This is a genomic window from Micromonospora yangpuensis (genome assembly GCF_900091615.1).
GTDB lineage: Bacteria > Actinomycetota > Actinomycetes > Mycobacteriales > Micromonosporaceae > Micromonospora > Micromonospora yangpuensis.
The window spans coordinates 4,921,814-4,944,334 of record NZ_FMIA01000002.1; the positions used below are offsets into that span (position 1 = coordinate 4,921,814).

Consider the following 22,521-nt stretch of genomic DNA (forward strand, 5'->3'; position numbering starts at 1 on the left):
ATCTGATTCGTCCCCGCCCCGGTTTGAACCGACCGGGCTCGAGCGCCGTTGGTACGGCGGTCCGGGCCGTTGACGGACGCATCTACGGGGAGCACCGGTCCCCGGTTCAAGGGAAGTTCGAGAATTTCTTGCGACGATGTCCGCGCAGGAGGAGGAGATGTGGCCGAGCTGTCCAGCACCAGCCGCACCGCGCTGATCGTCACCGCGGTCACCGCCTCGGCGACCGCGGTCTTCCTGCCGGTACCGTTGGTCATCGCGGGCGCGTTCATCATCGTGCTCGTCGCGGTCTACGTGCTGATGTGGCCGATCATCCTGCTCATGACCCTGATCTGGAGCATCTTCGGCGGCGGGCCGGAGGACCCGAACAAGGCGGCGCAGGACTCCATCAGGGCAGGTCAGACCGACGGTAGCGGCTCGCTCTCCACCGCCTGGGTGCCGACCGCCCTGGTCAGCACCATCGAGGACGCCGGGGACATCTGCTCCGCGGTCGGCCCGGTGGTCATCGCCGCCCAGATCCAGGTGGCGTCCAACTGGGACAACACCAAGGTCGGCGAGAACGGCGAGACGGGAATCTCCCAGCTGTCGGAGGACATCTTCGACGAGTACGGCGAGGACTCCAACGACAACGACAAGACCAGCGCGACCGACCCGAAAGACGCGATCATGGCGCAGGGCGAGTTCCTCTGCGACATGGCCAAGGAGACCAAGAAGCTGGTCGACGACGGCGAGGCGATCGGCGACCCCCTCGACCTGGCCCTGGCCGCCTACTACCACGGCGGGATCGACGAGGTACGCGAGCACGGCGGGGTGCCGGAGGACGCCGGCACCACCGGGTACATCTACCAGGTGCGCTCGCACTTCGGTCAGTACCTGGGCGTCCTGGGCGAACCGCACGAGTCACCGACCGTCACCGGCTGGGACCCCGACGAGGACGAGAAGAAGGACGACGACGATTCGGACAGCGACTCCGGCGGCACCCTCGACGGCGAGAGCAACAACGCCGCCAACAGCAGCCTCCGGGTGCCCGATCCCAGCGCCGACAGCCCCCCGGACTCCAGCCAGAAGGGTGAGGTGCTCAGCCTGGTCAACCAGGAGCGGGCCAAGGCCGGCTGCGACCCGGTGCGCTCGGAGAGCCGGCTGGCCACCGCCGCGCAGCGGCACAGCGAGGACCAGGCCGACCACCAGAACATGTCACACACCGGCAGCGACGGCAGCAACGTGGGACAGCGGCTGGACCGGGCCGGCTACCCGTGGAGCACCTACGGGGAGAACGTCGCCATCAACCGCCCCTCGGCGGACGCGGTGATGGAGGCCTGGATGAACAGCACCGGCCACCGCAACAACATCCTCAACTGCGACTTCACCCAACTCGGCGTCGGCATGGCCACCAACTCCAGCGGTACCTACTGGACGCAGAACTTCGCCGCGCCCAAGTGAACGACCCGACCCCACCGACCGACGAGGGACAATCATGATCGAACAGGGCCATCCACCGCAGTACGCCGACCCCGATCCCCGGTACGCCGCCCCGGCGCAGCAATACGCCGACCCCGGACCGCAGTACGCCGACCCGACGCCGCAGTACGCCGAGCCAGGACCGCAGTACGCCGACCCGGCACCGCAGTACGCCGACCCGGGGCAGGCGTACCAGGACCTGGATCCGCCGTACCGGGATGCCGGGCCGCAACCGGACGACGCGGTGTCCCCCTACGACGCGACACCGCCCTACGACGACCCGGGGACGCCGCCCGAGGAGGAGCCGCCCGCTGCCCCGGAGAAGCCGCCCACGTCGCCGTTCATCCTCTACCTGCAGGGTGAGGAGCACGCCGAGGCGCTCCGCATGCTCACCATGTGGGTCACCCACCTGCTGGTGCCCATCTACGCCCGGGAGGTCTCCTCGACCGCGCCCTGGTGTGCCCGCTGGTGGCTGCATCCCGAGGCGGTGGCCCAGCTCTACGGCCTCTGGATGGCCTGGCAGGAGCTCACCGGGCCGAACGCCGGGTTCTGCGGCCCGGCGAACTGGCACCGCGACTACCTCGGTCCGGTGATGAACACCCTACGTGACCCGTCCGGGCCCTTCGCCGGCTGCAAGGGGGGCTCCCACCGGGCCAAGGAGCCGCCGCGCACCGACCCGTACTGATCCGCGGGCCTCCGGGCCGCGTGACGACGGGCCTGCGGGCGGCGACCTGCCGGTGCAGTTGTCGTGGGGAGGCTGGCGAGCTGAGTCGGATCCGACTCAGCTCGCCAGCCTCCCCAGCACGCTTCCCCCGGTCAGGATGGTGAGCGACCAGGTACGGTCCGCCGCAGCGACTTCGCCGCCTGTTGGCTGGGCTGGGACGGGGTGCTCGCCTCGGTCTGTGCCGGACGGGACGGGGCGCTCGCGTCCGACTGGCTCCGCCGGAAGGGATTCGTCGACTCCTGCTGGCCCCGGCGGAACGGGTTCGTCGACGAGGCCGGCTGGTCGCTGCGCATCGCGGCCCAGGTGGCCACGCCGGACTGGGCGGGAACAGCCGGTGCCGGGACCGGCGTGGTCTTCGGGCTGACCTCATAGAAGGCTGACGTGGACGACCCCGGCGAGGAGGGCGTCATCGGCACCGCGCCCCGACCGAACTCCACCTCCCTGCCGAACTCCGCGCTCCGACCGAACTCCGCCTCCCTGCCGAACTCCGCGCTCCGCACCGGCTCGGCCCACCGTACGTGCCCCGCACCGTGGTCCGGCGCGCCCGACCAGGAGCGCCGACTGTCCAGGGAATCCCGACGGAAGGCGTCCGGCTGCTCCGGGGCCCATTCCCGGCGCTCGCCCGGGTGCCCCTGCGCCGGTACGTTCCCGCTGCCGTTGTAGAACCGGGAGACCCGGGCGAGACCACCGTTGGCGTGGATCTCGGCCAGCGCCTTGTTCTCCGTCAGGAACTGGGAGATGTACCGACCGACCTCGCTACGCAGCCGCATGTCGTCTTCCGCGGACATCGGTCCGCCGCTGATCGGCGAGACGCCTGGTGGAAGCCCGTACGGCTGGTCGGGTGGGAGCAGCCGGCTCTCCGCCTGCGGGACCGGCGTCGGCTCCTGGGGCGGGCCGGGGTTCGGGCCGGACGGCGCACGGCCCCGTCCCCTGTCGATGGCCGCCAGGATGACAGCCAGGGCAGCGGCCAGGCGCTTGGCGAGCCAGTCGGTCAGGTAGTCGGTGAGGGTGTTCTCCTTCCGGGCGGCGGGAGCCGCCGCCCCGGTGCCGGTCGCCGCGGACTGGGCCGTGCCGGAGGCAGCCGCCCCGGCCGGGTCCGGAGCGGCACCGGGGCGACGCTCGCCCGGGGCGTCGGGCTCTCCGCCTACCAGGCGGGACCTGGCCTCGACGAACTCCTCCGCCTCGCGGAACTGCGACCGCAGGCCGGACCGGTCGTCGAGTAACGGGGAGCCGGAGCGTCGGAGTCGGTCGAGGTCGTCGCGGACGATCCAGAGCGCCAGTCGCTCCAGTTCACGTTCGAAGTTGGGGGTGGGGGGCGGCACGGCCATGGGTACCTCCGGGACACCTCGGACCGAGGGATCGAGAAGCATTGACGCGGTGGACCGAGACACTACGGGTGCCACCCCGCGCCGGTTCAAGTTGACCAACAGGGATCGCGCCCACTCCGGCGGTCACCGGGGTGGGCGCGTCATCACCTGGTGATCGGGGCCGTGACGATCGCCGTGCCGTCGAGCAGCCCCACCGTGACGAAGGCGAGGTCGTCGACGGGCTGCGCCAACTCGCCGGTCACCTCCTGGGTGCCGGTCGAGGCCGTCCAGTCGCGCACCGTGTGGGTGGTGCCGTCCTTGGTCACCGCGAAAACGCGGTAGCGCAGGCCCTGACGCAGGCCGGTGGCGGTGATCCGGATGGTGGAGCCCTGGTTGTCGGCGGTGGTGATGGCGACGGAGAGGCTGACCCCCTGGCCGCGTGCCTCCCCGCTGGCGGTCAGCACCTGGTCGGTACGGTCACCGAGACCGATGCCGGCCACGATGCCCCCGGCGAGGACGACGGCCATGAACGCGGCGGCCACCCCGCCCCAGATCTTGAACCGACGGTGCCGGGCGGCCCGGGGCGGTCGACCACGCGCCGGACCACTGCCGGACGGGGCACTGCCGGACGGAGCACCACCGGACGGAGCACCACTCGACGGACCACCACCCGGACCGGGGCTCGGTCGGCTTCCGGCCGGCCTGATGGCACCGACGGTCCGGGCGCCGGTGCCACGGCGGGCAGCACGTCGACCGCCACCGCCCTCGACACCACCGGGCGGCTCACCGCCGCCCGGCTCGTCACCGGTCGGTGCCGGGGCGGCCGAGGTGGGACCGACCGGCTCCGCCTTCCCCGACTCCCCGGTCGGGGATCCGGTCCCGGTCGAGGCCTGCTGGGTCAGCGACCGGGTGGGGGCTGCCGCCGGCCGACCGGCCGGGTCAGGTGGACCCCCCGGATCGCGGGTGGGATCGAACTCGGCGAACTCCGGTGGCAGGGCGGCGAGAGCGTCCCAGTCGGCGGCGTCGAGGCCACCGAGGGCGCTGGTCACGCTGCCCATGTCGCCCGCCGCCGAGAGGCACTCCCAGCAGCCGGCCAGATGCTGCTCGAAGGCGACCCGTTCGGTCTCGTCGAGCGCGCCGAGCAGGTAGAGAGCCAGCGCGTCATGCTCAGCAGTCGGACTGTCACCGCTGGTGCGCATCACGCCCCCTCTCTCAACCCGACGACACCGCATACGGTGTGGCGATCCCCGGGACGGCACCCGTGCCGGAGATCGAGCGAAGGACCAGGACGACGAGACATCAGGACGGCTCGGTCGGACCGATCGCTGCGTGCAGCGCGCGTACCGCATAATACGTCCTGGACTTTACCGTACCCTCCGGTATTCCGAGTCTCTCCGCGGCCTCCGCGACCGAGGCTCCCTTGTAGTACATCTCGATGAGCACCGCACGGTGCTCCGGCTTGATCTGTTGCAGCGCGAGCCGGACCGTGTGCGTGCTGACCACCCGGTCCATCTCGTCGTCGGACGAGGAGAGCCGGTTGAGGTCCGGGATGGCGACCTCGGGTGGCCGGGCCTGCCGGGCCCGCATGGCGTCGATGGCCACGTGCCGGGCCACGGTGTAGAGCCAGGGCGCGATCCGTCGCGGATCCTCGGCGAGGGCCGCCAGGTTGCGCCAGGTACGCAGGAAGGTCTCCTGCACCAGGTCCTCGGCGAGTTCCTGCTGCCCGAGGACCAGCCGGGTGAGGAACCGCAACAGGGGTACGCGGTACTGCTCGTGGATCTGCCGCATCAGGACCTCGGGCGAGGTCCGCTCGGTCACGGCGTCGCCCACGGCCCACGTCTCGAGTGCTTCGTTGGGCACCGCCGACACAGAACGCCCTCCCTCGACGTACGGATCACTACCGTACGGCGGAGTCGGTGCATCGACACCGAGCCCGCTTAGTGGGAGAGAATAGCCGTACCGATCGGACAGTGCTCTCGGCCGTCGCCTGATCCGGGGCCGGTGCCGCCGGCCGGGGCCGGTGACGACCGGTCCCGGCGGCTCCAGGGTGGAGGCCCTCGCCCCGGGTACGGCGAGGGCGGACGCCACGCTCACCGGTGGAACTTCAGCCGACGGATGTTACCGATCTCCTCGGGCCGACCGCTGTTGATGGTCAGGTAGACGTCGCGCTTGCCCATCATCCAGTCCATGCCGTTGGTGGCCCACACCCACCGCTCCCAGCCACCGGTGTTGGCCAGGTGGATCGAGCCGATCGGCTTGCTGCCCGGGTCGTCCAGCCGCAGCTCGACCAGGCCCGCGATGCCGCCCTCGGCACCGGAGGCGACCTCCAGCGAGAAGCGCTTGACGAACTTGTCCCCGAAGTTCACGCCCTGGAAGCAGATCCAGTCGCCGTGGGCGAGGAAGCCGACGTGCCGGCCCTCCCGCTGCGCGCCGTGGTCCCGGTCGTAGGTGGTCGCCGCGATGTCCTGCTCCACCCCCCGGTTGCGCTGGACATCCGTCGGCGCGCCGTGCTGCTCCTTGGCGATCACCGGTCCCGGCACGTTGCCCGCCGGCGGCGCGTCGCCGCCGGACCCGGCGCCGAACGGCGTCAGGGTGACCGTGACCTCCCCCGGCGAGTGGTCCTGGATGTACGCGGCGTCGTCGACCACGTCGTCGAAGGGGAAGCCGTACGCCTTGCCCTCGGCGGAGTGCCGGTGCAGCACCCGGGCGTAGTGGTTGGTCACCGGGTGCTGGTAGAACGCGCTCCGGTTGGTGGTGGGCTGGTCGGCCTGACCCAGCACCGAGCGGTTGAGCGCGGCGCCGAGGATGGCGGCCACCGGGCCGGAGACCCCGTCGTTGGGTGCGGCGAGCGCCCCGTCGCAGTGCAACACGTTGGCCGTCGACGGCCGGTCGAAGGCCCGTACCCCGTTGTCGAAGGTCAGCCGACCGCCGACCACCCGCCCCCGGAACGTGCCGGCGTTGGTACGCACCCGCAGGTCGGTCTTGCTGTACCGGTCCCACATCTCGGCGACGTACCCGTCGAAGTAGTTGGGGTTGAAACGCCCCGTCTCGATGCCCTTACCGGGAGCGATGATCCGCAGCTTGTCCCCGATGACGAGGCGCTCGAAGCCGGGCTGGCGGGACAGCTCGGCGAAGATCGCGTCCCGGCCGCCGTCCTTGAGCTTGCCGGTGACCTGCTGGCTGCCCCCGTTGAGCCGGATCGACATCGGGATGCTGAACATGTCCACCATGGTGGTGTTGCAGAACATCCCGGCCGGGCTGTACGTGAACTCCCAGCAGTCGTGCAGCACCTGGTAGGCCGGGTCACCCTCCGCCCAGCCCACCGGATACTGCAACGCCGGTCGACCGTTACCGTCGGTGACCACGGTGAACTTGAGCCGCCCGTTGATGGCGAAGTAGACCCGGCCGGACATCATCGGCAGGGCGAACTTGGTCGCGCCGGAGCTGGCCAGGCTCACCCCGATGTCGCCGTTGTTGTCGGCCGGGTTGGCCGGGGTGAACTTGCCGCTCTCCCGGACGTAGCCCATCTGGCCGGTCTCCAGGTTGGTGCCGACGACGTACATCCGGATCTTGGAGTTGTCGTAGCGCCCGGTGCTGTTCACGATGGTCAGCGGCAGGCCACCCGAGGCCTGCGCCCGGGAGATCAGCGGGGCGGCCACCAGCGGCACGCCGACCACAGCGGCTGCGGCGCCCCCTAGCCCGAGTACCCTGCGTCGCGTCAACATGACCTGCCTCCTTCGTGGACAACCCGGTGGCCGCACACGTGGTCGAAGCGACCCTCGCGCCGGCGGTAGCCACGTTGACGGGCCGGCACCCACCTCGGTTCAATGTCGGGCGGCACAAAAATCAACAAATCTGTGAGCCCGGTGAACCAAACGCATCGGCTGGCCGTCGGTGTCAACGATGTCGCAACACCGGAAGGGATGCCTGCGTGAAACCCGAATCCCCGTCCGCCCGATCACCCCTCGGTCGGATGCCCCGCCGTGCGGCGGCCGGTGCCGTCGGCGGCCTGGCCGTGGTCAGCATGGTGGTCGCGGCCATCGGCTGGGGCGTCGCCTCGGCCCAGGACGACGACCTGACCGGTCGGACCGTCTCCGACGAACACCTGACCACCATCCAGGCTGCGGCCCGCGCCTGCCCGGCGCTCAGCCCCGCCCGACTCGCCGGACAGCTCATGGCTGAGTCCGGGCTCGACCCCATGGCCAACGAGACCGCGTCCGGCGGCAAGGGCATCGCCGGACTCGACTCCGACAAGTGGAAGAGGTGGGCCCCCTGGCCGAACGCGGAGCGGTCGGACAGCGCCGCGAACATCTTCGCCCTGGCCCACCAGATGTGCGACCTGAGCGGACAGGTCCGCGTCTCCGAGATCGCCGGTGACGGTTGGCGACTCTCGCTGGCCGCCTTCCACACCGGGATCGACAAGGTACGCGACGCCAAGGGCGTGCCGTCGGACGCGCTCGGCTACGTCGACCAGGCCAGCGGTTACGCCGGCTACTACGGCAAGCTGGTCGCGTTCGGTGGCTCCGGTGAGCCCCGGCCCCGCACCGACCGGCAGCAGCCGAAGGCCGTCCCGGCCGAGTACACCAAGCTCATCGTGAAGGCCGGCTCGGTCTGCGAGCTGGTCCCACCCGCCGCGGTGGCCGCCCAGCTCATGGCGCTGTCGGAGTTCGACGTCAACATGCTCGGCCCCAACGGCGAGCGGGGGATCGCGCAGTTCCGGCCCGAGGTGTGGCAGGAGCACGGGCCGAAGGACGTCTCGGCCTGGGATCCGCGGGTGGCGATCCCGGCGGTCGGCACGGCGATGTGCGCGCTGCAGAAGGAACTCGCCGGCCTGGAGGGTGACCCCTACCTGGTGGCGCTGGCGGCGTACCGGAACGGACCGACCGCGGTCCGGCAGACCGGCGGGAACCTGGACGCCGAGACCCAGTCGTTCGCGCGCACGGTGCGCGAGCACACCGAGTTCTACACGCTGGACGGTCGGCTCAAGCTGCCGGCGTCGGCGAATCCGGAGCCGTCTCCGACGCCGAAGCCGAAGCCCGCGCCGACGGAGACGGAGTCGGAGTCGCCGACCCCGGCGCCGACGCCCGACCCGGTGAAGAACGAGGAGACCGAGGAAGCGCCGAAGCCGGAGACCCCGGCCGACGACGAGACCACGGCAGCCGCGCCCAAGCCGAACGCCCCCGAGGCCGAGCCGCCGGCCCGGCCGTCGAACATGCGGCAGATCCAACTCCGTGACGGTTGGCTCTGCCTCAGCGCCGGCACCGGCGGTGACGGCACCCCGGTGACCATGCAGAAGTGCCGCGAGGACAAGTCGCAGTGGTGGGACTTCCGCTCCGACGGCACCGTCCGGGCCAACTCCCTCTGCCTCGACGTGGCCTGGGCGGAGAAGAAGGACGGCACCGCGGTGCAGGTCGCCAAGTGCAACGGCACCGGCGCCCAGAAGTGGGAGCGGATCACCCACGGCGGCAAGCGGGTGCTCTTCAACCGCTACAGCGACCGGTGCCTGGACCGGGTCACCAACAAGGTGGGTTCGTCGATGAACATCTGGATCTGCGTCGGCAACGCCGAGCAGGAGATCTACACCAGGTAGTTCCTGCCCGCAAACACCGGTGCCCGGTTCCCCTCCGCGAGGGGAACCGGGCACCGTCAGTTCGGGCCGGTTGACCGGGCTAGCCGGCGTACCCGCGACGGCGCATCCGCAGCATCAGGACCACGCCGGCGCCGATCACCAGGGCGATGACCAGCAGGATGGCGAAGATGGCCAGGGCACTGCCACCGCTCTCCTGCTCGTTGGCCACCTGGTTGCCGTCGGCGAGGGTCCGCGTCACCGAGCTCGCCGGGTTGATCATGCCGGCCCCGAACTGGGCGTTCGGCGCCTGCCCGCCCATGGCGTCCGCGGTGGACACGATGCGCTGCTTGACCTTGTCGGCGGTCAGGTCCGGGTAGGCGGCCCGGACCAGGGCCGCCTGGCCGGCCACGAAGGCCACCGCGTACTGGGTGCCGGTGTTGCTCTGCACCCGGTCGCCGCCGACGGCGACGCTCGCCACGTCCACGCCGGGCGCGACGACCTCCACCATGCCCTCCTGGTACTCGTCGGCGAGCTGGTCACCGGCACCGACCCCGCCGGTGAGCAGCAGGGCGCCGGTACCGGACCGTTCGCTGGGCGACGGGGCCGTGAACGGCTTGGTCGGTGCGCCCGCCACCACCAGCACGTCGTGGTTGAGGGCGGTGGTCACCGAGGCCGCCACGGTGGGGTCGGTCAGATCGACGTGCTCACCCAGCGCGACGACCGAGGCACCCGCGCTGACCGCCACCTCGATGGCGTTGGCGGCATCGGCCGGCCGGGCCTTGCCGGTGGTCCGCACCATCCGTACCGGCAGGATGGTGGCGTCCGGGGCCACCCCCACCGGCGGGTCGTCGCTGGTGTTCTCCCCGCTGCTGTCGGCGGCGATGATGCCCGCCATCGCGGTGCCGGTGCCGAGGCAGTCGGTGTCACCCCGACCGTTGCCGACGGTCACGTCCGCGCCCACCGCGACCCGGCCGCTGAGCTGTTGCACCGAGGCGTCGACACCGGAGTCGACCACGGCCACCTTGACGCCGTTGCCCCGGGTCTGGGACCACGCGCTCTCGGCGGCCATCCGCAGCTGGGCCCAGTCCGACCGGCTGCTGGACCCGCTGGTGGCGGTGCACTTCTCCGACCCGTCGTCGTCGCCGCTGGGGCTGGGGCTGGGCTTCGGGCTGCTCGGCGTGGGGGTCGGACTGCTGGGCGCCGGGCTGCTCGGCGCCGGTTCCGGCCGGGGGGTCGGCGACCGGCTCGGTCGGGGACTCGGCTTCGGGCTCGCGCTCGGGATCTGGCCGTACTGGACGCCCTCACCGGCGGCGTCCCAGGGCAGCACCAGGTGCCACCCGGCCGACAACTTCGCCGGGTCGGTCAGCCGGGCGCCGTCGGGCTGCACCCGGCCGGTGTTCAGCTGGTAGATCTCCGTCGAGCGTTCGCCGCTGCCGAGGAACCGACGGGCGATCGTGGTGAGGTTCTCCGGCTGTCCCTGGTACTCCTTGGCGACGACGTAGTACTTCACGTACGCCTGCGCGTCCGGTGTGGTCTTCGCCACCGCTGGCTGCGGGGCAGCCAGGATCGCGCAGCTGGCCACCACCAACACGAGCAGGCGGGCAAGCATGGATCGCTTAGCCAGCACTGAGAGTCCTCCTTCGGTCACCGCGGCCGAGCGTCACCGGCCTCACCCCTCTATTGCGGATCAGCGCCGACTTCGTTCAAATCAATCTGAACCAGATTTGCATGATCCTCGTCATGGAGACGACCGAGCGTACCGACAACCACGTGCGGGTACGACGGGTCGGGTCAACCCTGGCGAAGGTGGGGAACGGTGGTGACAGGTATCAAGCGGGCTCCGGGCGTACGCAGCAGGGGTCTGGAACGTGCGCCGGCGACCCGTCGCTTCGACCCCCGCCGGCACCGGCGGATCGCCGGGCTGCTCGACCTCTGGATGGCCACCGGCCCGGAGGGACGCCTGATGGTGCCCACCGACCCGGGCCGGCCGCTCGACGCCCGCGCGGTGGCCAACCTGGTCCGCCGGGTCGGGGACGCCGCGCACGAGGTACGGATCCTGGCCGACGACGGCGCCCGCCACATCGGACTGTTCACCGAGGTGGCCGGGCTGCTCGGGCACGACGTGCTGATCAGCCCGGAGGGCGCCGACATCCGGCACACCAACATCCAGGTCACCGAGAACGGCACCGGCCCGGCGCCGGAGGACGCCCCGCTGCACGCGGTGCCGATGGACCGGGTCACCCGGCAGCCGAAGGACTGGCTCGTCCTGCAGCCGCCGGACCTCGCCACCCCGCTGCCCGGTTGGTTCGCCGTCGAGGAGGGCCTGGTCCGGCCCCGTACCGGGGTGGTCGGCCTGCCGCTGCCGGACGGGCTCGCCCTGGCCACCCGGGCGGACTTCGTGGCCCGGCGGGCCACCGCGCACCGGCTCGGGTTCACCGCGGAGGGCGTCGTCACGGTCGCCGTCTCGGCCCGCTCCGGTGGTTTCCTGATCGGCAACTACAGCGGCACCCAGGAGGTACACAACGGTGGTCAGCTCGCCGCCCTCCTCGGTGACCTCCCCCTCTACGGCGCCGACCTGCGGCTCTGGCTGACCTGGCCGTCCGATCCGGAGGAGCAGCACCAGCTCGCCGAGCAGACCGTCGAGCTGGCCGAGATGACCGGGGCCACGGTCTGGACCCCGCCGCCGGGCGGCAGCGCCGAACTGGTCGACGACCAACGTGACCTGCGGGCACTCGACCCGGCGGGCGGCGCCACCCCGTGGCAGGCCCACCGACCGAGGTACGCCGACGGCCCACCGGTGCTCGACTCGACGCCGGACGGCCGGCTGGTCTCCCGGTTGACCCGCGAACGCATCGTCGTGTCCTCCCCCGTCCCCGACATCGGCACCGACACCGGGTCGGACGCCACCGGGGCGAGCCCGCAGGCCGCCGAGCCGGGAGCCGCACCCGCGACCACCGGCCCGGCGGACCCCGCGCCGGCCGATGCGGCGCCGGCCGAGCTGGTCGCCCCCCTGGCCCGCCCCACGCTGGTCACCGAGGGCCGCCGCGACCCGGCGTACGGCCCGCCCTGGCTACGCCCGGGGCAGATGGTCAACGGCGCGGAGTTCGAGGCGTTCGTCCGGGCCGAACAGGATCCGGCCACCGCGGCCACCGATGGCGTGGCCAGCGCCGAGCTGTTCCTGGTCGCCTTCCTCGACCCCCGGTCGGTGCCGGCCGGCACCGACCTGCTGCGGGTCCGGATCCGCCCCGGTGGCGCGATCACGATCTCGCAGCTGCGCTCGCACGTACCGGCCCGCCTGCAGTACCTGATGGGCACCGCCGACACCTACCTGCTGCCGGCGGCCCGGCTGGACCGGGTACGGGTGGTCGGCGGGTTCCGCTCGGAGGGCTTCGGTCGGCTGCGCCCCGTCGGTGACGTCACCGAGGGCGCGCTGCGGATCCAGTGCGCACCCACCCCCCGGTCGATCGCCGGTCTCCCCAACGACCTGCACCGCTGGCCCGGCTTCGGCACCCGGCGGGCGTACGCGCTGCTGCCGGCGAAGTCCCGCCGGCTGCCCCGGGGCTGGCTGCGGCTGTACCGTCGGCAGCCGGCCGTCTGTCCCGGCCGGCTGCTGGTGGAGGTACGGGTGCCCCGGGGCCGGACCGTCGACGTCGGTCACACCGCCGACTCGCTGGCCGGGCTGACCCTGGTCCGGACCCGGGCCCAGCGGCTACGCACCGCCGGGGTGGAGCTGATCCTCGGCAGCCGCTCGTACGACCGGGTCCGGGTGCACCGGGCGTACCGGGCGCAGGCGGGGACCTGGGAACGTATCCCGGACCTCCCGCCCACGCCGCTGTCGGCCGCCGCGGCCCGGCTTCAGTCCGCCGTGCCCGGCCGGCCGCCCGGCAGGAGCTGAAGCGACCACCGGCCACCCGGGACCGGGCCCATCAGCACCGGTACGCACCGTCCCCCGGTGGCCGCGGCCAGCCGACGCACACTGGCCATCGCCGGGCCCGCCAGGCCGGCGACGAACACGACGTACGGTGCCGGCAGCTCCTCCCCCGGCGCCGGCGGCTCGGGCAGTGCGGGCAGGGTGCGCAGACCGTCGACGGTATGGGTGCCCAGCGCCGTACCGACCACGGCCACCCCGACCCCGGCGGCGCGCAGCTGCCGGGCGAACAGTGCCGCCGTACGCTGGCACACCTCGGTGGACCCGACGAGCGTGAGCACGTCCGGCGCCCGACTGAGATCCACGTGCAGCCGCCAGGGCCCCTGGTTGCCCAGCACCAGCGGCAGGGTCGCCGACGGTGCCGGCTCCCCCGCGCCGAGCCAGGCGTACGCGGGGGCACCACGACCGGCCGCCACCCCGACCAGCCGGACGCTGACCGGCCCGACCTCGGTCTCCAGGTCCGTGCTGAGGTACGGCACCTCGCCCTCGACCGGCACCGTCGGACGCGGCCCGTCCGACGGCGCGGCCGGCGGCGCGGCCGGCGGCGCGGCCGGCGGCGCGGTCGGCCTGGAGCTGGTCGGGGCCGGCGGCGCTGCGGCCGGCGTGGGCGGAGTGGGCGGGGCCGGCTGCGGTGCTGCGGGCGGCGTGGGCGGGGTCGGCGGGGCGGCCGGAGGGGCCGGCATCGCGGCCGGGGTGGGTGCGGTCGGGCCGCCGGCGTCGGGCCGGTCGGTTGCTGAACGGTCCACGCCGTTGCGCGGCGACGCCGGTACGGACGGTGCCGTCGCCGGAGAGTCCGGTGCCGGTGGCGACACCCGCGCCGGCCGCCCTGACGGGGTGGAGGCCGAGACCTCCGCCGAGGAGTCCGGCGACATCGGCGGCCACGGCGGCTTTCCGGCGTCCGGCGATGACGGTGCCGACGACGCGGGCGCGGGCGGCGACGACGCGGGCGCGGCCGGTGGTGACGCGGGCGCGGCCGGTGGTGACGCGGGCGCAGGCGCGGCAGGCGTCGACGACGCGGGTGGGGCCGGTGGCGAGGACGCAGGCGCGGCGGGTGGCGGTGGCGGCGGCGGCGGGGCCAAGCGTGCGGGCTGCTTCGGCGCTGTGCTGGCCGGAGAGGACGAGTCGGCACCGGAGGGGCGCCCGGCGCTGTCGGACGGCCCGGCGTCAGCAGGCGACGCGGCGCGGCCCTGCTGCCGGGCGGACGGTGGGGGTGGGGGTGGCGGGGTGCTGCGGGCTGGCGCCTCGGAGGACCGCGGGGCGCTCTGCTGCGGCGGAGTGGACGGTGCGGCACCGCGCGACGGCCCGGCGGGCGCAGGCGGCGCTGGTGGCGCGGTGGGCGCAGGCGGCGCTGGTGGGGTCACCAGGCTGACCGCAACGGTCTGGTTGGGCGGCGCGGTCGGTTGGCCGGGACCGGCAGCCGCACCCCCGACGCCGGGCGTGGGTTGGCCGGGAATGGGGGTGTGGTGCCGATGCGGCGGCCAGGGGCCGTTGTCCTCCAGGGCCAGTGCGCCCCCGCCGCGAGGCCCGCCCCGACGCAGCAGCATCAGGGCGGCGGCGGCCAACACCACGGCCAGCAGCCCGGCGCCGCCCCGGATCAGCAGCGGGTCCACCGGATCGGAGTTCCCGGCCGGCCGGGCGGCGGCCCGGGTGGGTTCCTCCTCCTCGGCGGCGGGCGGAGCCGAGGTGGGCCGGCCGGCGGCCGAGGACGCCGGTGCGCTCGGCGCGGAACTCGTCCGCGACGGGCTCGGTGCCGCACTGGTCGGGCTCGGTGCCGGGCTGGGCGGGCTCGGCCGCGGAGAGCGGTCGGCCTTCGGCAACGGTCCCTTGCGTACCCCGGAACCCTTGGCGTCCTCGGGCAGCACCAGGAGCCAACCGGGCTTGAGCACCAGCCCGTCGGTGAAGGTGTCACCGTCCGGCTGCGTCCGGCCCTCGTTGAGCTCGACGATCTCCCGGAACCGGTTACCGTTGCCGAGGGTGCGCAGGGCGATGGCGTAGAGGTACTCCCGTTGGCCGTCCACCGCCGGCCCGACCACGTAGTACCTGCCGGTCTCGGCGGGTGCCGCGCCGGCCGGCCCGGCCGGGACCAGTACCACGATCCCTACCAGTAGCAGCACCGCCGCCATGACTCGCCGCATCAACACCATCGCCTTCCACACCCTCGCATCGTGAACATCCTCCCGCCCCGGCCCCCTTATACGAATCGGGGTCCGGACGGTTCAATGCGAGTCAGGTCTCCTCCGGCGGGATCTGGGCACAGTGGGCGACCGGAACGTCCTTCTCCGCCAGCAGAGGCTCACCCTGCGTAGACTTGAACCGCAGTGGACGACTGTTCAGGCAGCTCAAAGCACCTTCGAGGGGGCCGGTCCTGAACGTCTGGCCGGCACCGCCCGTGTACCAGGCATGGGATCAGCGACGTTCCGAGCCCGGCCGGGTGGCACCGGGCGGCGTGGTGACGGGTCCGCCCCGGCGAACCGGGGTGTCCGGTCCGCGTCGACGCGCCGGGTGATCAGCCGCGAGACGGTGGTACGCGGTGGCAGCCACCACTTTCTCGCCCACAGCTCGATCGACATGGACGAACTCGCCCGTACGCTCGCGGTCAGTCGGGCCACGTTGTACCGGGTCGCGGGGAGTCGGGACCGGCTGCTCGGTGACGTCCTGTGGTGGCTCGGCAGCCGTCAGCTCACCGAGGCCCGCCGGGCCCGCCGCCAGGGTGGGGTCAGCGGGGTGGTGGAGGTGACCCGGCGCTTCGCCGACGCTCTGCTGGCCTCCGCGCCGTTGCGCCGGTTCCTCGTCGCCGAGCCGGAGGTCGCCGCCCGGGTGCTGTTCACCGCCTCCGGTCAGGTGCACCAGCGCTTCGTCTGCGCCCAGGAGCAGATCTTCCGGGAGGTGCTCGGCCCCGACCTGTCCCGCTGCTGCGCCACGCCCCGGTCGGTGGCGTACCTCTACATCCGGATCGTCGAGTCCGCGCTCTACGCCGAGCTGCTCGCCGGGCAGCAGCCCGACTTCGACCTCGCCGAGCAGGCGCTATGGGCCCTGCTCACCCCCGCCCGCTGAGCCCAGCGCCGTCGGTGCCGGCGGCGGAAACGCGGTGTCCGGCGGGTGGGAGCCCACCGGACACCGCGTCAGTGGTTCACACCGGGGGTGCAGGTCAGGACGAGTGCGGGCAGCTGTCCCGGTACTCGGCGACCTGCCGGTCCGGTGCCGGCCCCGGGCAGAGGAACTGCTCGTAAGCTGGTGCTGGTCGGGAAGTAGATGGTGCCGCCGCCGAACCCGCTGACGCTGCGCGACGAAACGGTCTCCTCGGAGACCGCGAACGGCCCCCGGGTGGCGGCGATGCTCGCCACGCTGGGGGCCGGGCCGCGCTCGAACGGGTTCTCGGCCGCGTCGGCGTCGGGGATCAGGATGAGGCCGGCCGCGACGAGCAGCACGGCGAGGGCCGTGGCGAACAGGCCCCGTGCCCGGCGCCCGGCGCGGCCCGGCCGGCCGGTCGGGGCAGCGTGCCGGCCTGGCGGGGATGAGGCAGGCTGCGGCACGGCGAATGAAGGTTGCATCGACCCTCCCACTCCGATGATGGTCACCGCACCACCGGAGAGCACCGGTACGAGCCTGTCCGGTCGGCGCTGGTGGTGCCACCGGTACGTCGTACCGGGCGACCCCGACGCTATTGCCGGTGGCACCCGCTTGACCAGGTAGGACGGTGATCGTGAGATGGCCGTCGCAGCTTCCCCCGCCGACCCGGCGGATGGTTCAGTGGACGGCGACGCGGCAACCGCGTCAGTGGACGGCGACGCGGCAACCGCGTCAGTGGAAGGCGGCGTGGCCGGTCAGCACCTGCCCGATGATCAGCTGGTGCACCTCGGAGGTGCCCTCGTAGGTGAGCACCGACTCCAGGTTGGCCGCGTGCCGCAGGACCGGGTAGTCGAGGGTGATCCCGGCCGCGCCGAGGACGGCCCGGCACTCGCGCGCGATGGCGATGGCCTCCCGCACGCTGTTGAGTTTGCCCAGGCTGATCTGCCGGTGGTCCAGGGTGCCGGCGTCCTTCAACGCGCCGATCTGCAGCGCCAGCAGCATGCCCTTGCCCAGTTCCAGCCCCATGTCGGCGAGCTTGAGCTGGGTGGCCTGGTAGGCGGCGAGCGGCTTGTCGAAGATCTGCCGGCTGCGGGCGTACCCGACGGTCGTCTCCAGACAGTCGTGCGCCGCGCCGAGCGCGCCGAAGACGATGCCGAACCGGGCCTCGTTGAGGCAGGACAGCGGGCCGGAGAGGCCGGCGGCCTCCGGCAGCATCGCCTCGGCCGGCAGCCGTACGTCGTCGAGGACCAGCTCGGAGGTGACCGAGGCGCGCAGGGAGAGCTTGCCGGTGATCTCCGGGGCGGTGAAGCCGGGGGTACCGGCCGGCACGAGGAAACCCCGGATGCCCTCGTCGGTACGGGCCCACACCACGGCCACGTCGGCGACCGAGCCGTTGGTGATCCACATCTTGGTGCCGGTGAGCACCCAGTCGGTGCCGTCGCGGCGGGCCCGGGTACGCATGCCGGCGGGGTCGGAGCCGAAGTCGGGCTCGGTCAGCCCGAAGCAGCCGATCGCCGTACCGGCGGCCATCCGGGGCAGCCACTGCTGCTTCTGCTCCTCGGAGCCGAACCGCCAGATGGCGTACATGGCCAGCGAGCCCTGCACCGAGACCAGTGAACGCAGCCCCGAGTCGCCCGCCTCCAGCTCGAAACAGGCCATCCCGTACGCCACCGCGGAGGTGCCGGCGCAGCCGTAACCCGTCAGGTGCATGCCGAGCACGCCGAGTTCACCCAGCTCCACGGCCAACTCCCGGACGGGTAGCTGGCCCTGGTCGTACCAGGTGGCGATCTGCGGGCGGATCCGCCGGTCGACGAAGGCACGGACGGCGGCCTGGAGGTCCCGGGTCTCGTCGTCGACGAGCCGGTCGACACCGAAGTACGTGAGGGCGGGCGCGGGGACGGGCAGGGTCACTGTTGGTTTCCTTCCACGGCTTTCAGGTAGTCGATCACGCCTTGGGCGACGGCGCGGGCCATCGCGTCCAGCGCGTCGTGGGTCATCGCCGCCAGGTGCGGGGTGGCGAAGACCCGCCGGTGGTGCAGCAGCGGGTCGTCCGGAGCGGGCGGCTCGGGGTCGAAGACGTCCACCGCGTACCCGCGCAGCCGCCCGGCGTCCAGCGCTGCCAGCACCGCCGCACAGTCCACCACGCCGGCCCGGGCGGTGTTCACCAGCAGTGCGTCCGGCCGCATCCGGGCGAGCGCGGCGGCGTCGACCAGCCCGGTGGTCGCTGCGGTCTGCGGCACGTGCAGGCTCACCACGTCGGCCGCGCCCAGCAGCTCGTCCAGCCCGACCAGGCGTACTCCGGCAGGCGCCACCGTGGTCGCGATGTCGTGACCGAGCACGGTCATGCCGAGGCCCTGGGCGCGGGCCGCGACGCCCCGGCCGATCGCGCCCAGCCCGATCAGGCCCAGGGTGCGGCCGGACAGCATGGTGCCGGTCAGGCCGGCCGCGACGACCGCCGAGGGCAGCGACCGGCCGGCTGGGAAGGCACCCCGGGCCAACGACGCGACGGCCGGTGGCGTCTGCCGGGCGAGGGTGAGGGCGGCCAGGATGACGAACTCGGCTACCGAGTCGGCGTTGGCCCCCGGCGTGCTGACCACCCCGATGCCCAACCGCTCGGCGGCCGCCAGGTCGATGCCGTCCAGCCCGGCGCCGTGGCGTCCGACGACCTTGAGCCGCCGGGCGGTCTCCAGCATGGCGGCGGTCACCGGCGAGGAGCGCACCACCAGGGCGTCGGCGGTGGCGAGCAGCCCGGCGAGGTCGGTCGGATCGGTACTGTGCGCCACGTGCACCTCCCCGGTGGCGCGCAACAGGTCCAGGCCGGCCGCGGCGATGGGCTCGGTGAGCAGGATTCTGGGGGTCATCTGGTCCTCACCAGCCGGTGTAACAGGTCACCGGCACGCTGTAGAAGTCCCGGGCGTAGCCGCCCTGCTCCCGGGGCCCGTGGTTGGAGGCCCCGGTGCCACCGAACGGCAGGTGCAGCTCCGTACCGGCGGTGGGCAGGTTGACCGAGACGATGCCGGCGCGGGCGTCGCGTTTGAACCGTTCGGCCGCCGACAACGACCCGGTGACGATCCCGGCGGACAACCCGTACGGGGTGTCGTTGGCGACGTCGATCGCCTCGTCGAGGTCGTCGACCCGGATCACGCAGGCGACCGGGCCGAAGATCTCCTCCCGGGCCAGCCGCATGTCGTTGCGGGCACCGGCGAAGAGGGTGGGGCGCATGAACTGCCCCTCGTCGGGCCGGTGTGCCCCGCCGGCCACCACGCGCGCCCCCTCGGCCAGCCCGACCCGGACGTAGTCGAGGTTCTGGGCCAGCTGTCCGGGGCTCACCACCGGGCCGAGCTGGCTGGTCGGGTCGAGCGGGTCGCCGACCCGCAACGCGTCGGTCGCCTCGGCAAGCGCCGCGACGAACCGGTCGTGGATGCCGGCCTGCACGATCAGCCGGCTCGACGCCGTGCAGCGTTGACCGCTGCTGAAGAAGCTGCCGTCCAGGGCGCAGCGCACCGCCACGGCCAGCTCCGCGTCGTCGAGGACCACCAGCGGGTTCTTGCCCCCCATCTCCAACTGGAACCGCTTGTTGCCGTGGGTGAGGCACTGGTGGGCCACCTGGGCACCGGTGCCGGTGCTGCCGGTGAAGGAGATGCCGTCCACCCCGGTCGAGGTGAGCAGTTCGTCGCCGACCTCACCGCCGGCCCCCATGACCAGGTTGAACACGCCGGGTGGCAGGCCGGCGGCGGTGATGATGCGGGCGAGTTCCCCGGCCGAGGCGGGGACCAGCTCGGCCGGCTTCAACACGACGGTGTTGCCGTAGGCCAGCGCGGGGGCGACCTTCCACGCCGGGATCGCCATCGGGTAGTTCCACGGTGTGATGATCCCGATGACGCCCAGCGGCCGGCGGCGGACCTCGGCGTGCACCCGGTCGCGGGTCGACGGGTACACCTCGCCGGAGGGTTGCAGCAGCTGGTGGGCGTAGTACCGGAAGGTCTGGCCGGCCCGGGTGACCTCTCCGCGCGCCTCGCCGAGCAGCTTGCCCTCCTCGCGCGCGAGCAGCACCGCGAGCTCCTCGACCCGGTCGAGGATGGCGCTGCCGACCCGGTCCAGCAGCTCCATCCGGTACCCGACGGGTTGCCGGGCCCAGTCGGGCTGGGCGCCACGGGCGGCCTCGATCGCCGCGCGTGCGGTCTCCCGACCGGCGCGGGCGTACTCGCTGACGACCTCGTCGGGGCGGGCCGCACCGGTGTTGGGGCGTCGCTCGCCGTCGACCCACTCGCCGCCTACCAGGTTGAGGTGGTACGGGACCGCTGTCATCACCGGTCACCGGCCACCGCGACGAGCGTCTGGTCCAGCGGACCGGGCTCCTCGGGAAAGTGGCAGGCCACCTGGTGGCCGCTGCCGGCGGCGGTGGTCAGCACCGGCTCCTGGGTGGCGCAGACGTCCTGTGCCTTCCAGCACCGGGTCCGGAAGCGGCAGCCGCTGGGCGGGCTGAGCGGGCTGGGCACGTCGCCGGTGAGGATGACCCGCCGGCGTTCGGTCTCGACCAGGGGGTCGGGGATCGGCACCGCCGAGAGCAGGGCCTTGGTGTACGGGTGCTGCGGCCGGCGGTACATGTCCTCGCACTCGCCGACCTCGACGACGGTGCCGAGGTACATCACGGCGATGCGGTCGCAGAGGTGCCGGACCACGGCCAGGTCGTGCGCGATGAACATCATGGTCAGCCCCAGGTCCTCCTGCAGTTGTTCCAGCAGGTTGACGATCTGGGCCTGGACCGAGACGTCCAACGCGGAGACCGGTTCGTCGGCGACGATGAAGTCCGGGTTGCTGACCAGGGCCCGCGCGATGCCCACCCGTTGACGTTGCCCGCCGGAGAACTCGTGCGGGTAGCGCTCGTGCCACTGCTCGCTGAGCCCGACCAGCTGCATGGTCTCCACCGCCTTGGCCCGCCGCCCCGCGGCGGAGAGGTCCGCGTGCACCAGCAGCGGCTCCTCGATCAGCTCTCCGATGGTCATCCGGGGGTTCAGTGACGCGTACGGATCCTGGAAGATCATCTGCATCCGGCGACGCATCGCCCGCATCCGACCCCGGCTCAGGGTGGTCAGCTCGGTGCCGTCGAAGGTCACCGTGCCGCTGCTGGGCTTGAGCAGCTGCAGGATGGCGCGGCCGGTGGTGGACTTGCCGCAGCCGGACTCCCCCACCACTCCGATGATCTCGCCGCGGCGGATGTCCAGGTCCACCCCGGACACCGCGCGCAGTCGGGCCGGTCGCAGCTTGCCGCGTACCGGCACCTTGAAGTCGACCGCCAGGTCACGCACCCGCAGCAGGGTCCGGTCCGGCGCGGTGCGCTCGTCCGGCGCGGCGGACCGGGTGGCGGTCTGGTCCGGGGCTTCGGACATCAGCTCTCCTCCGTCGAGAGATAGGGACGCCGGTCCTCGGTGGAGAGCCAACCGCCCTCGCTGGCGGGTCGCATGCCCCAGCACCGGGTCAGCTGGCCCCGGTCCGGTGTCTCCCAGGTGGTGACCAGTTCGGGCACGCCGCCCTGACACGTCTCGCGGACGTGCCGGCAGCGGGGGGCGAACCGGCAGCCGGCCGGCATCTCCGACAGCTCCGGCGGTCGGCCGGCGATCGGCCGCAGTTTGCCCCCGCGCACCAGGTCCAGCCGGGGCACCGAGCCCAGCAGACCCCAGGTGTAGGGCATCTGCGGGCGGTGGAACAGGTCTACCGTCTCGGCCCGTTCCACGATCTGGCCGGCGTACATCACGTTCACCCGTTCCGCCATGCCCGCCACCACCCCGAGGTCGTGGGTGATGAACAGGACGGCGGTCCGGGTCTCCAACGCCAGCTCGCGCAGCAGCTCCAGGATCTGGGCCTGGATGGTGACGTCGAGCGCGGTGGTGATCTCGTCGGCGAGGATCAGCCGGGGGTTGCAGGAGAGCGCCATCGCGATCATCACGCGTTGCCGCATACCGCCGGAGAGCTGGTGCGGATAGGAGCTCAGCCGGGTCTCGGCGGCCGGGATCCGGACCATCTCCAGCAACTCGACCGCCCGGAGCCGGGCGGCGCGGCGGTTCATCCCCAGGTGCAGCCGGAGCGACTCGGTGAGCTGCCGGCCCACGGTGAGCACCGGGTTCAGCGAGGTCATCGGGTCCTGGAAGATCATCGAGATGCCCTTGCCGCGCACCGCCCGCAGCTCGCGGGGGCGCAGCCGCAGCAGGTCCTGCCCCTCGAAGATCACCTGACCGCCGGTCACCTCACCGGCCGGCGGGACGATCAGGCCCATGATGGACTGCGCGGTGGCCGACTTGCCACAGCCGGACTCGCCCACCAGGGCCACCATCTCCCCCGCGTCGACGGTGAAGGAGACACCGTCCACAGCGGTCACCGAACCCCGTGCGGCACGGAATTCGGTACGCAGGTCGCGCACCTCCAACAAGGCCATCGAACCCCCTGCAGCTTGGGACACCTGAGCGTCGCC

At 72.7% G+C, this 22,521-nt stretch carries 17 protein-coding genes; 5 read left to right on the top strand and 12 right to left on the bottom strand.

What is annotated here, in order from left to right; genetic code table 11:
• Positions 1 to 159 precede the first annotated feature (159 nt).
• A complete protein-coding gene (locus tag GA0070617_RS31110; protein ID WP_229688456.1) occupies positions 160 to 1,437 on the top strand; it encodes a CAP domain-containing protein in 1,278 nt (425 codons plus the stop codon).
• Positions 1,438 to 1,471: 34 nt separating this feature from the next.
• Positions 1,472 to 2,140, top strand: coding sequence for a DUF4913 domain-containing protein (locus GA0070617_RS31705; protein WP_229688457.1), 669 nt, complete (start codon positions 1,472 to 1,474; stop codon positions 2,138 to 2,140).
• A gap of 131 nt (positions 2,141 to 2,271) precedes the next feature.
• On the opposite strand, the gene GA0070617_RS22135 is transcribed toward GA0070617_RS31705, so the two are convergent.
• The 4 genes from GA0070617_RS22135 to GA0070617_RS22150 form a co-directional block, all read right to left on the bottom strand.
• The gene (locus GA0070617_RS22135; RefSeq protein WP_091441945.1) at positions 2,272 to 3,507 is read right to left on the bottom strand and encodes a hypothetical protein; all 1,236 of its coding nucleotides are present in this window, start codon (positions 3,505 to 3,507) and stop codon (positions 2,272 to 2,274) included.
• 143 nt (positions 3,508 to 3,650) lie between these two features.
• Positions 3,651 to 4,685, bottom strand: coding sequence for a zf-HC2 domain-containing protein (locus tag GA0070617_RS22140; protein WP_175440619.1), 1,035 nt, complete (start codon positions 4,683 to 4,685; stop codon positions 3,651 to 3,653).
• Positions 4,686 to 4,785: 100 nt separating this feature from the next.
• Positions 4,786 to 5,316: a sigma-70 family RNA polymerase sigma factor gene (locus GA0070617_RS22145; protein ID WP_229688458.1), complete on the bottom strand. Its 531-nt coding sequence runs from the start codon at positions 5,314 to 5,316 to the stop codon at positions 4,786 to 4,788.
• Between the two features lie 260 nt (positions 5,317 to 5,576).
• Positions 5,577 to 7,211, bottom strand: coding sequence for a beta-1,3-glucanase family protein (locus GA0070617_RS22150; RefSeq protein ID WP_091441952.1), 1,635 nt, complete (start codon positions 7,209 to 7,211; stop codon positions 5,577 to 5,579).
• A gap of 248 nt (positions 7,212 to 7,459) precedes the next feature.
• On the opposite strand from GA0070617_RS22150, the gene GA0070617_RS22155 reads away from it, so the two are divergent.
• Complete coding sequence (locus tag GA0070617_RS22155) at positions 7,460 to 9,076, top strand: ricin-type beta-trefoil lectin domain protein (RefSeq protein WP_229688459.1); 1,617 nt, start codon at positions 7,460 to 7,462, stop codon at positions 9,074 to 9,076.
• A gap of 79 nt (positions 9,077 to 9,155) precedes the next feature.
• Here the strand turns inward: GA0070617_RS22155 and GA0070617_RS22160 are convergent, their stop codons facing one another.
• Entirely contained in the window at positions 9,156 to 10,682 is a 1,527-nt protein-coding gene (locus GA0070617_RS22160; RefSeq protein WP_091441960.1) for a S8 family serine peptidase, read from the bottom strand.
• A gap of 192 nt (positions 10,683 to 10,874) precedes the next feature.
• Between GA0070617_RS22160 and GA0070617_RS22165 the strand changes: the two genes are divergently transcribed.
• Entirely contained in the window at positions 10,875 to 12,950 is a 2,076-nt protein-coding gene (locus GA0070617_RS22165) for a hypothetical protein (RefSeq protein WP_175440620.1), read from the top strand.
• Here the strand turns inward: GA0070617_RS22165 and GA0070617_RS30750 are convergent.
• Positions 12,911 to 15,139: a hypothetical protein gene (locus GA0070617_RS30750; RefSeq protein ID WP_091441963.1), complete on the bottom strand. Its 2,229-nt coding sequence runs from the start codon at positions 15,137 to 15,139 to the stop codon at positions 12,911 to 12,913. The two genes, GA0070617_RS22165 and GA0070617_RS30750, sit on opposite strands and share 40 nt — an antisense overlap.
• 346 nt (positions 15,140 to 15,485) lie before the next feature.
• Here GA0070617_RS30750 and GA0070617_RS22175 point away from each other — a divergent pair, with 346 nt between their 5' ends.
• Positions 15,486 to 16,037, top strand: a complete 552-nt coding sequence (locus GA0070617_RS22175) for a QsdR family transcriptional regulator (RefSeq protein ID WP_091441977.1) — start codon at positions 15,486 to 15,488, stop codon at positions 16,035 to 16,037.
• 68 nt (positions 16,038 to 16,105) lie between these two features.
• Here the strand turns inward: GA0070617_RS22175 and GA0070617_RS31115 are convergent, their stop codons facing one another.
• From GA0070617_RS31115 to GA0070617_RS22205, 6 genes are all read right to left on the bottom strand, one after another.
• Positions 16,106 to 16,411, bottom strand: coding sequence for a poly(ethylene terephthalate) hydrolase family protein (locus GA0070617_RS31115; protein ID WP_217628861.1), 306 nt, complete (start codon positions 16,409 to 16,411; stop codon positions 16,106 to 16,108).
• A gap of 373 nt (positions 16,412 to 16,784) precedes the next feature.
• Positions 16,785 to 17,963, bottom strand: coding sequence for an acyl-CoA dehydrogenase family protein (locus tag GA0070617_RS22185; protein ID WP_091441981.1), 1,179 nt, complete (start codon positions 17,961 to 17,963; stop codon positions 16,785 to 16,787).
• The gene (locus GA0070617_RS22190; RefSeq protein ID WP_091441986.1) at positions 17,960 to 18,913 is read right to left on the bottom strand and encodes an NAD(P)-dependent oxidoreductase; all 954 of its coding nucleotides are present in this window, start codon (positions 18,911 to 18,913) and stop codon (positions 17,960 to 17,962) included. The genes GA0070617_RS22185 and GA0070617_RS22190 overlap by 4 nt, the downstream gene beginning before the upstream one ends.
• 7 nt (positions 18,914 to 18,920) lie before the next feature.
• Positions 18,921 to 20,360 (bottom strand): aldehyde dehydrogenase family protein, encoded by a 1,440-nt coding sequence (locus GA0070617_RS22195; protein WP_091441989.1) that lies wholly within the window; start codon positions 20,358 to 20,360, stop codon positions 18,921 to 18,923.
• A complete protein-coding gene (locus tag GA0070617_RS22200; protein ID WP_091441993.1) occupies positions 20,360 to 21,442 on the bottom strand; it encodes an ABC transporter ATP-binding protein in 1,083 nt (360 codons plus the stop codon). Before GA0070617_RS22200 ends, GA0070617_RS22195 begins: the two co-directional genes overlap by 1 nt.
• On the bottom strand, positions 21,442 to 22,485 hold the full coding sequence (locus GA0070617_RS22205) for an ABC transporter ATP-binding protein (RefSeq protein ID WP_091441997.1): 1,044 nt from the start codon (positions 22,483 to 22,485) through the stop codon (positions 21,442 to 21,444). The genes GA0070617_RS22200 and GA0070617_RS22205 overlap by 1 nt, the downstream gene beginning before the upstream one ends.
• Positions 22,486 to 22,521 lie beyond the last annotated feature (36 nt).

Excerpts from the sequence above, each read along its gene's own strand:
- GA0070617_RS31705 (WP_229688457.1), top strand. The coding sequence starts at position 1,472 with ATGATCGAACAGGGCCATCCACCGCAGTACGCCGACCCCGATCCCCGG.
- GA0070617_RS22135 (WP_091441945.1), bottom strand. The coding sequence starts at position 3,507 with ATGGCCGTGCCGCCCCCCACCCCCAACTTCGAACGTGAACTGGAGCGA.
- GA0070617_RS22140 (WP_175440619.1), bottom strand. The coding sequence starts at position 4,685 with ATGCGCACCAGCGGTGACAGTCCGACTGCTGAGCATGACGCGCTGGCT.
- GA0070617_RS22150 (WP_091441952.1), bottom strand. The coding sequence starts at position 7,211 with ATGTTGACGCGACGCAGGGTACTCGGGCTAGGGGGCGCCGCAGCCGCT.
- GA0070617_RS22155 (WP_229688459.1), top strand. The coding sequence starts at position 7,460 with ATGCCCCGCCGTGCGGCGGCCGGTGCCGTCGGCGGCCTGGCCGTGGTC.
- GA0070617_RS22190 (WP_091441986.1), bottom strand. The coding sequence starts at position 18,913 with ATGACCCCCAGAATCCTGCTCACCGAGCCCATCGCCGCGGCCGGCCTG.
- GA0070617_RS22195 (WP_091441989.1), bottom strand. The coding sequence starts at position 20,360 with ATGACAGCGGTCCCGTACCACCTCAACCTGGTAGGCGGCGAGTGGGTC.
- GA0070617_RS22200 (WP_091441993.1), bottom strand. The coding sequence starts at position 21,442 with ATGTCCGAAGCCCCGGACCAGACCGCCACCCGGTCCGCCGCGCCGGAC.
- GA0070617_RS22205 (WP_091441997.1), bottom strand. The coding sequence starts at position 22,485 with ATGGCCTTGTTGGAGGTGCGCGACCTGCGTACCGAATTCCGTGCCGCA.